This window comes from Pelotalea chapellei (assembly GCF_018531195.1).
GTDB classification, from domain to species: domain Bacteria; phylum Desulfobacterota; class Desulfuromonadia; order Geobacterales; family Pseudopelobacteraceae; genus Pelotalea; species Pelotalea chapellei.
On the sequence record NZ_JAHDYS010000004.1, the window covers coordinates 111,703 to 124,365 of the forward strand.

A 12,663-nucleotide genomic window follows, 5' to 3' on the forward strand; every position below is an offset into this window, starting at 1 on the left:
AGTCGTGTCTCTCGTGGTAACAAAAGGATGATGAATGCTAGTCATACCCGCCATTGATTTGAAGGAAGGCAAGTGCGTCCGTCTTGAACAGGGGCTGATGGACAAGGATACAATTTTTAACGAGAATCCTGCTGCTCAGGCTCTTGATTGGCAAAATCAAGGTGCCGAACTGCTGCATCTGGTCGACCTGGATGGGGCCTTTGCCGGTGAACCCAAAAACAGGGCAGCCATCGAAGCCATTATCAAGACCATCTCCATTCCGGCTCAATTGGGCGGCGGAATCCGTGACCTGGCAACCATCGAAGCATATCTGTCAATGGGACTGTCACGCGTAATTATTGGTACGGCGGCCCAGCGCAATCCCGAACTTGTGCGCGAGGCCTGTGTCAGATACCCGGGACGCATTGTGGTTGGCATTGATGCAAAAGACGGCATGGTAGCTGTTCAGGGATGGGCAGAAGTCACCGGCATCACTGCTGTTGAACTTGCCAAAAAATTTGAGGATTGCGGAGTATCGGCCATTATTTACACCGACATCAGCCGGGACGGCATGTTGCAAGGCCCCAACCTGGAAGCAACCCGCTCATTGGCCGAAGCGGTCTCCATACCGGTCATCGCCTCAGGCGGAGTGTCCAGCCTGAAGGACATCAAAGATCTTATGGCGATTGAGCATAGTGGCGTTACCGGCGTAATTACCGGCAAAGCAGTGTACACTGGATCGATAAAACTGGCCGAAGCCATTTCATTAACAAGAGGGCAGGCCTGATGCTGACCAAACGCATTATACCCTGTCTGGATGTCAAAGGGGGACGTGTCGTCAAGGGGGTGCAGTTTCTTGAACTGCGCGACGCCGGCGACCCGGTCGAGATTGCCGAGATGTACGATCATCAGGGGGCAGATGAGCTGACGTTTCTGGACATCACTGCTTCGAGCGATGATCGGGACACCATTGTGGATGTGGTACGCCGCACGGCCGAAAGAGTCTTCATGCCGCTCACCGTCGGTGGAGGCATACGTACGGTTGAGGATATCCGCCGTATGCTCAATGCCGGAGCGGACAAAACATCCATCAATACGGCGGCTGTCCATCGACCCGATTTCGTACGCGAAGCTGCCGAACGTTTTGGTTCCCAATGCACTGTCGTGGCAATTGATGCTCGCAGGGTACCGGGCGAGAAACGATGGGAAGTTCACACACATGGCGGTCGCAAGCCCACGGGTATCGATGTCATTGAATGGGCCGTGAGGATGGAAGCTTACGGCTCAGGTGAAATCCTCCTTACCAGCATGGATTGCGATGGCACCAAGGATGGCTATGATCTCGAATTGACACGCGCAGTTGTCGATGCAGTCTCAATTCCGGTGATAGCATCGGGGGGCGTCGGAAATCTGGAACATCTTTACGACGGTTTTACAAAGGCCGGAGCCAGCGCTTGTCTGGCTGCATCCATCTTCCACTACCGTGAATACACTATTGGTGAAGCCAAACAGTACCTGCATGATAAAAATGTTTCCGTAAGGCTCTGAATAAGATTGTAAATGCTGTGTGGAAGCTTGGGCACATGCAGATTTACAGCACGAGGTTAGTCAATGAACGACAACATCCTTAATGATGTTTATCAAGTCATACTCGACCGCAAGGCCAATCCGGGCGATAGTTCTTACACCGCGTCCCTGATGAAAAAAGGTCTTGATACGATTCTCAAGAAAGTGGGTGAAGAGGCTACTGAACTCGTGATAGCCGGCAAAGGAGAGGTCCGCGAACAGATAGTCTATGAGACTGCTGATCTTTTCTTTCACACGCTGGTTCTTTTGGGACATCAGGGGATTTCCCCGGAAGAAGTCTATGCAGAACTTCGCCGCAGATTTGGTATATCCGGTATCGCTGAAAAAAATGCGCGCACCAGCACAAGTGGTTGATCCAACTAAGCATCTGCTTTTATGTGTTGACAACTGTGCGTTAACTGTTATTCTATAAAACTCTCAAAATTTTTACATCACGGCGTAGCAATCACGTCATCTATGCAGTCACTTCAAAATGAGGGGAGGGATATGGATGCCGGGAGTAAAAATCAAGGAAAGTGAGCCGTTTGAACTCGCTCTGAAGAAATTCAAAAAACAGTGTGAAAAAGCAGGAATTCTTTCCGAAGTCCGCAAACGCGAACATTACGAAAAACCAAGTATCAAACGCAAGAAAAAGGCCATCGCAGCTCGCAAACGCGCCCTCAAGAAACAGCGCAAAATGATGGACTAGGGATAACGATGACACTCAAAGAGCAGATAACAGATGCGATGAAGCAAGCCATGAAAGCACGTGATGATTTGCGTCTTTCCGTCATCCGCATGATCCGCTCAACAGTGCAAAATCGTGAAATTGATCAGAGACAGGAACTGGATGACCAGGGAATAATCGAGGTAGTCTCGACCCTGGTCAAACAGCGCCGAGAATCAATCCGTCTTTACCAGGAAGGTAACCGGCAGGATCTGGTTGCAAAGGAAGAAGCGGAATTGGCTATCCTGCTCGGTTTTCTCCCCACACAACTCAGCAGCAATGAAATCTCTGATTTGGTAGTAAAGGTTATTGGCGAAATAGGGGCATCGGGCATCAAGGACATGGGACGGGTCATGAAGACGCTCACTCCAGTGACGGCAGGCCGGGCTGACGGCAAAGTTGTCAGCGACATGGTGAAACAGCATCTTTCCTGACCGCCACACGAATATCCGGCCTAACAGCTGAATATTCGACCGCGAAGGGGCTATCACTATTGATCGCCTTTTTTTTTGGCCATACTGAGAGTTTCTAATGAGTCTTCCGGACATCCTCATTCTGATGACCCTGCTGTTTTTTGCCATCAAGGGGTTGACTCGCGGGCTCATCAACGAAACTGCCTCACTTGCCGCCCTTATCCTCGGAGGTTGGCTCGCATACCGTTACTACCCGGCCTTTTCCATTCCACTACGGAACATCCTGCACATTCCAGCCCATGCAGCTGCTTTTTTAGCCTTCATGCTTCTGCTGATGCTGACAGGATTCATCGCCCACGTCCTTGGCAATATCATCACCACAGCTTTGCGGGTCATCATGCTTGGCACCCTTAACCGGGTTGGAGGATTGCTGATTGGAGCCGCAGAAGGTGCGTTGCTGCTCAGCATGCTCTTCTGCATCGGGACAGCCGATTTCATGCCTGGGATAATGAAGCAGAAGATTCATTCAAACCAGTCGGCTGCAATGTTTGCCCAGCTGGGCGACCAAATGCTCTCCGTTTGGCGTGGAAAAACAGGCAGTCAGCCATGATTCCAGAAGAAAAAATCCGCGAAGTCCTGGAGCGGCTTTCCATTGTGGAAGTTGTCTCGGACTACGTTCAGTTGCGGCGCTCAGGCAGTAATTATACAGGGCTTTGCCCGTTCCACGGAGAGAAGACCCCTTCATTCAACGTCAATCCGGCTCGGGAAATATTCCACTGTTTCGGATGTGGCGCCGGTGGGAATGCGCTTTCATTTGTCATGAAAATCGAAGGCCTGGCTTTTCCCGAGGCGGTCAAAATGCTGGCCCGCAAAGCTGGCATCGAGATTGAAGAGCGGCAACTGACGCTTGCAGAAAAGCAGGCCCAGAACGATCGACAGGCTTTTCAGCGAATAAACGACCTGACAGTAGAATATTACCGATCGGTCCTTGAGCATTCACCGGCAGGCGCCGTTGCCCGGAAATATCTTGAAAAACGCACAGCCACGGGAGAAATTGCCGCGGCATATCAGCTTGGATATGCATCAGACCGAAGTGATGGCCTGGTGCAACATCTTAAGGCAAATGGGGCTGACCTGGAGAAGGCCCTGAAACTTGGAATCATACGAAAAAGCGACAGAGGCTGGTATGACCTGTTCCGCAGCCGCCTGATGTTTCCTATATGTGATCCGAAGGGAAATACTATCGCTTTTGCCGGACGAGTACTTGACGCTTCCCTGCCCAAGTACATAAATTCGCCTGAATCGCCGCTCTACCACAAGAGTTCTGTGCTTTTTGGCATTAACATGGCTCTTCCGGCCATACGATCTGAAAACAGTGTCATAATTGTGGAAGGGTACTTTGACCATTTGGCGCTTTTTCGGGCAGGCATTCGCAACGTGGTTGCAACCTGCGGCACTGCGCTGACTGCCAGTCATGCGGCTTTACTGAAACGTCATGCAGCAAAGGTATTTACCCTGTTTGACAGCGATACGGCAGGCCGCAAGGCAACCATTCGGTCCATGGAACTTTTCCTTGAACAGCGGTTGCCGGCTTATGTCATAACTTTGCCAGCCGGTGATGATCCGGATAGTTTTCTGGCCTCCAACACTGTGGAAGATTTTCGCAGCCGACAGACAAAAGCCCGGCCGGCTTTTGATTTTTTTGTGCGATCCTTGCTGGCAGCAACACCCGCCGACAGTGTCGATAATAAAGTACGGGTGATTGATGAGCTAGCACCCAGGTTTCGTAAAATTGCGGATCCGGTTGAACGAGATCTCTATGAGAAAGAGATCTGCCGCTTAATGGCGATTGCACCGCATGCTTTTCGCAAGCGTCTCGGTGGAATGGATCTCACAGCCCGGGATATCGATGGAGCTCAGTCACCTCGCCCCTCCCGCCAGGGAGACAAGCGGCAGGAAACACTGCTTGCAGTTATGATCAGATACCCTGAAGCACGTCGGGAAATCTGTGGTACCGGAGCTAATTCGTTTTTTGATGGCCCTTACCTGGAACTGGCACAACGGATAGCCTCCGCCTTGTCAGACAACGAAGACATTCAGGTTTTGCGTCACTTGACCGAAAAGATAGAAGATGAAGAACTCAAGATGATTCTGACACGTCTGCTTGTTTCCGATGATCATCTTGCGGACATAAATTGGCGGGATGTTTTTGACCATTGCCGGCGCGGTCGGGAGAAAAAAGCCCTCGGTTCAATGAAGGACATTGCAGCACAATTGGCTGTTCTGGAGCCGGACAGCGAAGAATACACGGCACTGCTGCAACAGGCTGATGCATTGCGCACCAGAAAATCGAGACTGTAGCTAAGCGCTACTTTTTGAGGTGAAAGAATGGCAAAGAAAAATATGGATGAAGTCAAACAATTGATAGACCTCGGCAAGGAAAAAGGCTTCCTTACCTTTGACGAAGTAAATGACATTCTCCCTCCAGATATTGCCACCGAACAGATCGATGATGTTATGGGCATGTTCGGAGATATGGATATTGAAATTGTTGATTCTTCCCAGAAAGTAAAGATTCCAAAACTCAAAATAGATATGGAAGAAGATGAAGAAGCCGAAGGCGAGGCCGAAGAGGTAGAATTTGAACCGGGCTCCATTGGTCGAACCAGCGATCCTGTACGTATGTACCTTCGGGAAATGGGATCAGTTTCACTACTTACTCGTGAGGGTGAAGTTGAAATAGCAAAGCGTATTGAAGATGGTGAAAGAGATGTTGCCAGTGTTATTCTCAACACGCCAATCACAATCAAAGAAGTAGTGCAACTGGGAGAGAAACTGCGTAAATTCCAGATTGGCGCCTCTGAGATCAGCAAAGAAGTTGAAGAGGAAGTACTTGAAGAGGATGAAGAGGATGTGCCTAAACTGCGCATCCTGGAAATAATCGATGCAATTGCGGCTGGTGACCAGGAGTTGACCGCCCTTGCTACCGAGATTGAAGATTCAAAAGCAGTTGCTAAAAAACGTGAGATGGAGAAAAGGTTACGCGAGGTCAAGGATCATCAGGAGGAGTTGCTTACTTCCCTGCGCCTCAAGGACCGCCACATCAACAAGATTTCAGAGCGACTAAAAGAGCTTTCTTATACGGTCGACCGGATGATGAGAGAATTGTCCGACCTTGAAAAGCTGATACCTTCAGACAAGCTCAAGATTCTTATCGACAAGTATCAGAAAGATGAAGAAAAAGCGGCTGCTGAAATAAAGAAACTTAAACTCAGTGCGGAAGAAATCGACAAACTCGACAAACGGCTAAGGACAGCAGCCCGCAAACAGCAAAAAGTAGAGCAGGAATCGGGGTTCAAGGCCACCGCGCTCTCCACTGCGCTTAAAGCTATCGAAGAGGGTGAATGCAAGGCGCGGCTTGCCAAGTCAGAACTCATCGAAGCCAACCTGCGACTCGTTGTATCCATCGCGAAAAAATACACCAATCGCGGCCTGCAGTTTCTTGACCTGATCCAGGAAGGAAACATCGGCCTGATGAAGGCTGTCGATAAATTTGAATATCAGCGCGGATATAAATTTTCCACCTACGCAACATGGTGGATTCGCCAGGCTATTACACGTGCCATTGCCGATCAGGCGCGCACCATACGTATTCCGGTGCACATGATCGAAACCATCAACAAGTTGATCCGCACCAGCCGTCAGCTTGTTCAGGAAAACGGACGTGAGCCATCTCCTGAAGAAATTGCGGAGCGCATGCAACTGCCCCTCGAAAAGGTGCGCAAAGTTCTCAAGATAGCCAAGGAACCTATTTCTCTTGAAACACCAATTGGGGAGGAAGAAGATTCGCATCTTGGAGATTTTATTGAAGACAAGGCAGTGGTATCGCCCATTGAGGCGGTTATCAAGGCAAACCTTTCCGAACAGACTGCCAGAGTTCTTTCCACCCTGACCCCTCGCGAGGAAAAAGTTTTGCGTATGCGTTTCGGCATAGGCGAAAAGAGCGACCACACCTTGGAAGAAGTAGGCCAGGATTTTGAAGTAACCCGTGAAAGAATTAGGCAGATTGAAGCTAAGGCCCTGCGCAAGCTCCGTCATCCGAGCCGTAGCAAAAAGCTGAAGAGCTTCGTTGAGTAAATATGTTTAGAAGTAACCTAGTGAAATTTGGGATCAAGCCGGTCCTCTGCTGCATCCTCGTGGTGTTGTTGGGGGCCGGCGTTGTTTTTTCTGCTGAACCGGATGATTCAGGCCTTTTTGTCGAAGCTTTCAATGCTTCCCACCAAAAAGACTATCTGCTCGTCATTGAGAGATTAGAACGCCTCCACCAGATATTTCCGGACACCCCCCTGCGTGACATTTCACTGCTCCTGATGGCACGGGCCGCTTTTAAATCAGGGGATAACGATCTGGCTGCAAAAACGATCAGGCTGTTCACTCAAGAGTTCCCTGAAAGCAATCTGGTACCGAGCATAGAGGAAGAGTTACTGGCCCTGGCGAAGCGCCAGAAAAAAGGCGAGAAGCTGCTTCCCACCAAGCAATTACGAGTAGCAGCCCAAAAGGTGCGTTCTGATCGGATTGCCATGGAACAAGCTGCAGCATTGAAGGCAGAACAGGAACGACTTGAGCGGGAAAAGGCGGAGCGGGTTCGTATCGCAAAAGAAAAAGCCGAATCCGAGCGCAAGGAACGCGAGCGCCTTGCTGCTGAAAAAGCGGCGAAAGAAAGCATACGGTTGGCTATTTCACTTCCTCAGGATATTCGACAGATCGAAGCCGGTACACATGGCAAGATCCTGTTTGAACTGCACAATAAAGGAATTACCAGCGAAAATTTTCATCTGGCGGTGCCCCTCCCCGCTGAGTACGCTCCGGCCTTGACAGCCGTTGATAAGACTGAAGCGCTCCAACAAATATCCCTGGCTGCTGGAGAAACCTTCAAAGGTGTGCTTAACATCAAAATGCCTGAGAGCAGGATTGACGGTTATAAACTCAGCATTCCACTCAAGGCTGTTTCCACCAGATTCAGCGATGTACATTTCTCAAAAGACATTCTGGTTGCGGCATCGGCTCCTCTGGTCAGAGTAGTAGCCAGGCCTCTTCCCTCACAGACATCGGGAGGAGGAATAGTTACCTATCGTATTACCACGATCAATGCGGGGTCACTGACTGCACGAGACCTGACTGTGCGTACGATCCTGCCGCAGCAGTTGGAATTCGTCCAGGCGGCCGGCACACACCAGAAAGAATCGCCGGGAGTTTTTTCTTTCAAAATCGATGTTCTGGAAACGGGTAGAGTTGAGGAGTTCACCCTTACTGCACGAGTAAAAGAAGATATTGAGGACAAACAGGAACTGCGCTGCAGAATTGAAGTAACAAATAGACAGCTGCAGTTGAAAGAAGTCTTTAACTCAGCCGCAGCTGTGGTGGTAAAAAAATAGTTTTATTATAACACAACCAGATTATCGCGATGCACTATCACATCTCCATAGCGATATCCCAGTACTTCTTCTATTTCCTTGCTCTTACGGCCTGCCAGTTTAGCGATCTCGGTTACTGAATAATCCGCCAATCCACGAGCAAACTCTTTGCCGTCCAGCCCACAGATGCGCACACAGCCCCCCCTGTCAAAACGACCCTCCACCTGGACTACTCCTGACGGCAAAAGACTTCTTCCTTTTTTCTGCAGCACTTCACGCGCCCCGTCATCAACCGTAATCCTTCCGGCAGGCTTGAGAGTGTAAGCGAGCCAGTGCTTGCGGCGGTTCAATCCGGCAGCGGCTGGAAGGAAAAGAGTGCCGACTTCACTCCCTTCCATTGCGTTAATGATGATTCCTGCTTGTTTGCCTAAAAGCAGCATGGTGGGAGCGCCGTTTCTGGCAGCTTTTTTGGCGGCAGCCACCTTTGTGGCCATACCGCCGGTACCGACAGCGGAGACGGCACCGCCTGCCATACGCTCGATATCACGGGTAACCGACCTCACCAGGGGAATCAACTGCGCCGCGGGGTCAGTTCGGGGATCGGCATCATAGAGACCCTCGATGTCGGTGAGGATCATCAGCAGGTCAGCCTCAGCCATATTGGTTACCAGTGCCGACAGGTTGTCATTGTCGCCGAACTTGATTTCATCCACCACCACCGTATCATTCTCGTTGATTACTGGAATGATGCCGAAGCCGAGCAGAGTATCAACAGTGGCACGGGCATTGAGAAAACGCTGCCTGCTCGCCAGATCCTCACTGGTGAGCAGCACCTGTGCTACCTTGAGACCATGTGGCTTCATGGCTTCCTCATAGGCCCGCATCAGGCGGGTCTGCCCTATGGCAGCAGCGGCTTGTTTCTGAGGAATAGTCTTCGGCTTCTCTAGCAGCCCCAGTTCGCTGCGTCCGGCGGCAATTGCTCCTGATGAAACAACTACTACCTGCACCCCCTGCCCGCGCAGTGCTGCAATGTCATTGCAGATGCTTCCGATGACGGTCATATCAAGGGCACCGTCATCGTCGGTCAGCACGCGGCTACCGATCTTGACCACCACTCGCTTGACGCCCTTCAGAAGTTTTTTGCGCATCACCACTCCTCCTCGGCCCTGCCCCACAGCCGCCGGGCGATCTCATCAAGAAGTTCTGGAATTCCTTCTCCGGTGGCAGATGAGATGGGAAACGTGCTGACCCCCTTTTTCTCGAACCAGGCTCTGATTTCCGGGAGCTGTTCCCGTGTTTGGGGAAGATCCATTTTCGTAATCACCACGACCTGCTCTTTAGCAGCCAATTCGGCGCTGAACATGGCGAGTTCGCGGGAAACAGCCTGATACTCGGCAATGGGATCACGCTCCGGCATCCATGATATGTCCACAAGGTGCAGAAGAATGCCGGAACGTTCCAGGTGTTTCAAGAAGCGGTGGCCAAGACCGGCACCCTCATGAGCACCCTCGATGATGCCTGGTATGTCAGCCATGACAAAAGAAAGTTTATTCTTGTAAGGCACCACTCCCAGGGAAGGCTTGATGGTGGTGAATGGGTAATCGGCAACTTTAGGGCGTGCTGCTGATATTTTGCTGATCAACGAAGATTTGCCGGCATTGGGCAGCCCCAGCAGCCCCACATCTGCCATAAGCTTCAGCTCCAGGCGCACCTTGCGCTCTTCACCTTCCTCCCCCGGTTGAGCGAATTTGGGAGCCTTGTTGGTAGCACTGGCAAAACGGGCATTACCCTGCCCCCCTCTGCCTCCCTTCAACAGAATCACCCGCTGACCGTTTTCGGTCAGGTCGGCCAACTGATCGCCAGTCTCCGCATCCCTGATGACCGTTCCTACCGGCACCCGAATCAGCCTGTCTGCACCAGCGGCTCCATGACGATCCTTGCCCATGCCGTTATGACCACTTTCCGCTTTCTGATGCGGCTTGTGGCGCAGCTCCAATAAAGTAGATAGATTGGAGACCGCTTCAAAAATCACGTCGCCCCCCTTGCCGCCATCACCTCCATTGGGACCGCCAAAGGCAATGAACTTCTCCCGCCGGAACGATACACATCCAGCTCCGCCGTGACCGGAAGAGGCAAACAAGGTTACTTCATCTATAAATTTCACGTTTTTTTACCCTTTATGGTGAGACATTTACATCAAGTTAGTAGCGACTTATTCCAAAAAGCTATTACATATTAGCAGCTTCAATCTTCTGATTGCCTTCAAGCCACTGCTGGATAGTAATCAGGCGGTCATTCCATTTATCACCGAGGCGCTCCTGCAAGAAGACCTTGAACAAGCTTTCAAAAAGCTGCATCCCCTGCTCCAGCAGAAACATGCGCTCGAAAAAAGCTGCTTCACGTTCACTCATCTCGTCAACTGTCCTGTCACGTTCAATGCGAATCTGGGGGCATTTGAGCGAGGCCAGGCCAAAGGTTTCTCCCTTAAGAGTCAGCTTCCACTGGTTTTCATCCTTCTCCAGATAGATAGTGGCACTGGTGATCTTCTTGCCGCCTTTGACGGCTGAAATCGCTTCCAGGTAATTATCCTGGGAGCCGGAGACCGATACCTTCTGAATGCCACCATCCTCGCTTCCACCTTGCAACTGGATGCGATCATCGATCCAGGCCGAGAAGCGTTCCCCCGAGCTGAAATGTCCGGCACGGCAGACAGAATATTCACCCTCACCATTCAGTCCGCGCTGCAGAATCCAAAGCATGAAATCCCAGCCCAACCACTGGTTGTCCCGCATCAAAGCGGCCGCTGAGTCGGAATTAGCCTGATTGGCAGCCTCAAGCTTGTCCAGCAGTTGTCCATCCAGCAGCATACGAGCACGAGCAAAGGGATGGATAGCAAGCGGATGCAATCCTTCAAATCCTTTGCGAAAAATATCTTCAAAACGTTCGACAGCGCTACTGCCAAGACTAAAAAGCGTGAGTATTCCGGTTTTCTGATCCCAGACCACATCCACCGTGGAAGGAACCGGCAGACACCTGGCCATCAATCGTACCTGGACCAGCTCCTTGATTTCCTCACGTTTCTTCTTTGGTGTACGACGCAGATTGGGGTATTGGGAAAGAAACATCCCTTCCTCACGTGCGGTATGTGATTTGAGAACTGCGGCAGGAATCTTGCGCTGGTCACGCCGTAGTGAAAACACCAGATAGTTGTCCCGCCAAAATGCAGAAGGTACATCAAAAACGGAATTATCAGGGTGATCAACCTGGGTCCACCCCTCGGAGAGTTCTTCGCTTGAGTTCTCTATGCTTTGAAAAGCCCTGGCAGACAGTTTCTGGGAAAACCATTGAAACTCGTCACTGGTGGGCAGATTGCCGGTAATTGTGAACTGGATGATACTGACTGTATTTGCATAAACTCCCATAATCGTTACTGCATCCTTTCTTATTCATCTGGTTGTACAAACGGTCTGACACTATGCCATAGATGGAAGTGAAGTTCCAATGTAATCAGGGCTAGGGTTGCCTTCCCTGCAGCAGACGATACTCTGAGCTGTTTATGGCAGAATGCCAGTAACCTGAAGTTTTACCCAGGAGGGTTCCCCCATAAAAGACTGCCACTACCAGCAGAGCAAACAGCCATCCGGCTATGGTAAATTTCCCGACAACACGCATTGAAAGAGCACCCTGGGCACGACATTGACTGATACAACGCCAGCAGCCAATGCATTCCGGAGAGTTGACGCTTTTTTTGTGCATTACATCGATATAAGTCGGGCAGACTTGACTGCAGACACCGCACGAAACGCAAATCGTCCTGTCGCGTGTTACGCGGAAAGGCGACAGGGTGGCCACCAGACCCAAGAGGGCGCCATAGGGGCAAAGATATCGACAAAAGGGATTGCGCAACAGCAGCGACACCGCAAATAATCCAAGAATAATACCAAGAGCCGCAGGTGAAATGTGCATGAAGAAATCCAGCAGACGCACATCGGACATTTTATGATAATCGGACATGATAAACGCCTGCAAAGCATGGACATCCATCATCAGCACAATTGAGTAAACAAAGAAAATCAGCAGCAGATACTTTATCCCGCGCAGCGTTACATCAAGCCAACCCGGCGGCTTCAATAAACGCCGGAAGAAGTGAAAACCTGATTTCCAGGAACATTCGGAAATGGTAGCCACCGGGCATATCCATGAGCAGAAAGAACGCCGTAAAACCAGCGACACAGCCAACACCGATAGAAAAATCACCACAGCCGCCGGATGAATCGGATTTATACCCAGACCCTTGATCCAGCCTGACAAACCCAACAATCCTGAGATGGGAAGAAATGCTTCAATCCCTACGGGACGGGCAACCGGTTCGGTGGTGCCACGGACATACATCACAAAGTGGTAAAAACGGAAGCCAAGCAGGAGGGTGAAACAAAGGAATGAAAACTGGATCAGGATGCGAAGCGGCTGAACGTACCGGGCAGACATGATTTCTCCGAGATGCGGGGGTACTTCTCTTGTAGCATAAAGCCATGAGGTTCACAAAGGAAAGCAAGTCTCGCCT

Annotated in this window: 13 protein-coding genes; 9 read left to right on the forward strand and 4 right to left on the reverse strand. The window is 50.7% G+C overall.

Translation table 11 applies throughout. The features are described 5' to 3' along the window. Positions 1 to 34: 34 nt before the first annotated feature. The 9 genes from hisA (at position 35) to KJB30_RS18400 (ending at position 8,120) form a co-directional block, all read left to right on the forward strand. Entirely contained in the window at positions 35 to 766 is a 732-nt protein-coding gene (gene hisA / locus KJB30_RS05495) for a 1-(5-phosphoribosyl)-5-[(5-phosphoribosylamino)methylideneamino]imidazole-4-carboxamide isomerase (protein WP_214296940.1), read from the forward strand. Beyond that, complete coding sequence (gene hisF / locus KJB30_RS05500; protein WP_214296941.1) at positions 766 to 1,527, forward strand: imidazole glycerol phosphate synthase subunit HisF; 762 nt, start codon at positions 766 to 768, stop codon at positions 1,525 to 1,527. Before hisA ends, hisF begins: the two co-directional genes overlap by 1 nt. Before the next feature lie 63 nt (positions 1,528 to 1,590). After that, positions 1,591 to 1,920, forward strand: coding sequence for a phosphoribosyl-ATP diphosphatase (locus KJB30_RS05505; protein ID WP_214296942.1), 330 nt, complete (start codon positions 1,591 to 1,593; stop codon positions 1,918 to 1,920). A gap of 136 nt (positions 1,921 to 2,056) precedes the next feature. Beyond that, positions 2,057 to 2,254, forward strand: a complete 198-nt coding sequence (gene rpsU / locus KJB30_RS05510) for a 30S ribosomal protein S21 (protein ID WP_173196090.1) — start codon at positions 2,057 to 2,059, stop codon at positions 2,252 to 2,254. An 8-nt stretch (positions 2,255 to 2,262) separates the two neighbouring features. Beyond that, entirely contained in the window at positions 2,263 to 2,706 is a 444-nt protein-coding gene (locus KJB30_RS05515) for a GatB/YqeY domain-containing protein (protein WP_214296943.1), read from the forward strand. A 97-nt stretch (positions 2,707 to 2,803) separates the two neighbouring features. Further along, positions 2,804 to 3,295, forward strand: coding sequence for a CvpA family protein (locus KJB30_RS05520; protein ID WP_214296944.1), 492 nt, complete (start codon positions 2,804 to 2,806; stop codon positions 3,293 to 3,295). Next, the gene (dnaG, locus tag KJB30_RS05525; protein ID WP_214296945.1) at positions 3,292 to 5,046 is read left to right on the forward strand and encodes a DNA primase; all 1,755 of its coding nucleotides are present in this window, start codon (positions 3,292 to 3,294) and stop codon (positions 5,044 to 5,046) included. The genes KJB30_RS05520 and dnaG overlap by 4 nt, the downstream gene beginning before the upstream one ends. Positions 5,047 to 5,073: 27 nt before the next feature. After that, the gene (gene rpoD, locus KJB30_RS05530) at positions 5,074 to 6,822 is read left to right on the forward strand and encodes an RNA polymerase sigma factor RpoD (RefSeq protein ID WP_214296946.1); all 1,749 of its coding nucleotides are present in this window, start codon (positions 5,074 to 5,076) and stop codon (positions 6,820 to 6,822) included. A 20-nt stretch (positions 6,823 to 6,842) separates the two neighbouring features. After that, on the forward strand, positions 6,843 to 8,120 hold the full coding sequence (locus KJB30_RS18400) for a DUF11 domain-containing protein (protein ID WP_214296947.1): 1,278 nt from the start codon (positions 6,843 to 6,845) through the stop codon (positions 8,118 to 8,120). Between the two features lie 5 nt (positions 8,121 to 8,125). On the opposite strand, the gene proB is transcribed toward KJB30_RS18400, so the two are convergent. The 4 genes from proB to KJB30_RS05555 form a co-directional block, all read right to left on the reverse strand. Beyond that, positions 8,126 to 9,247, reverse strand: a complete 1,122-nt coding sequence (proB, locus tag KJB30_RS05540) for a glutamate 5-kinase (RefSeq protein WP_214296948.1) — start codon at positions 9,245 to 9,247, stop codon at positions 8,126 to 8,128. After that, complete coding sequence (gene obgE / locus KJB30_RS05545; RefSeq protein ID WP_214296949.1) at positions 9,247 to 10,263, reverse strand: GTPase ObgE; 1,017 nt, start codon at positions 10,261 to 10,263, stop codon at positions 9,247 to 9,249. Before obgE ends, proB begins: the two co-directional genes overlap by 1 nt. A 64-nt stretch (positions 10,264 to 10,327) precedes the next feature. Then, positions 10,328 to 11,521, reverse strand: a complete 1,194-nt coding sequence (gene rdgC, locus KJB30_RS05550; RefSeq protein ID WP_214296950.1) for a recombination-associated protein RdgC — start codon at positions 11,519 to 11,521, stop codon at positions 10,328 to 10,330. Positions 11,522 to 11,612: 91 nt separating this feature from the next. Further along, positions 11,613 to 12,587 (reverse strand): 4Fe-4S binding protein, encoded by a 975-nt coding sequence (locus KJB30_RS05555; RefSeq protein WP_214296951.1) that lies wholly within the window; start codon positions 12,585 to 12,587, stop codon positions 11,613 to 11,615. Positions 12,588 to 12,663: the final 76 nt, after the last annotated feature.

Excerpts from the sequence above, each read along its gene's own strand:
- rpsU (WP_173196090.1), top strand. The coding sequence starts at position 2,057 with ATGCCGGGAGTAAAAATCAAGGAAAGTGAGCCGTTTGAACTCGCTCTG.
- KJB30_RS05555 (WP_214296951.1), bottom strand. The coding sequence starts at position 12,587 with ATGTCTGCCCGGTACGTTCAGCCGCTTCGCATCCTGATCCAGTTTTCA.
- hisF (WP_214296941.1), top strand. The coding sequence starts at position 766 with ATGCTGACCAAACGCATTATACCCTGTCTGGATGTCAAAGGGGGACGT.
- rpoD (WP_214296946.1), top strand. The coding sequence starts at position 5,074 with ATGGCAAAGAAAAATATGGATGAAGTCAAACAATTGATAGACCTCGGC.
- KJB30_RS05515 (WP_214296943.1), top strand. The coding sequence starts at position 2,263 with ATGACACTCAAAGAGCAGATAACAGATGCGATGAAGCAAGCCATGAAA.
- proB (WP_214296948.1), bottom strand. The coding sequence starts at position 9,247 with ATGCGCAAAAAACTTCTGAAGGGCGTCAAGCGAGTGGTGGTCAAGATC.
- hisA (WP_214296940.1), top strand. The coding sequence starts at position 35 with ATGCTAGTCATACCCGCCATTGATTTGAAGGAAGGCAAGTGCGTCCGT.
- dnaG (WP_214296945.1), top strand. The coding sequence starts at position 3,292 with ATGATTCCAGAAGAAAAAATCCGCGAAGTCCTGGAGCGGCTTTCCATT.
- rdgC (WP_214296950.1), bottom strand. The coding sequence starts at position 11,521 with ATGGGAGTTTATGCAAATACAGTCAGTATCATCCAGTTCACAATTACC.
- KJB30_RS05505 (WP_214296942.1), top strand. The coding sequence starts at position 1,591 with ATGAACGACAACATCCTTAATGATGTTTATCAAGTCATACTCGACCGC.
- KJB30_RS05520 (WP_214296944.1), top strand. The coding sequence starts at position 2,804 with ATGAGTCTTCCGGACATCCTCATTCTGATGACCCTGCTGTTTTTTGCC.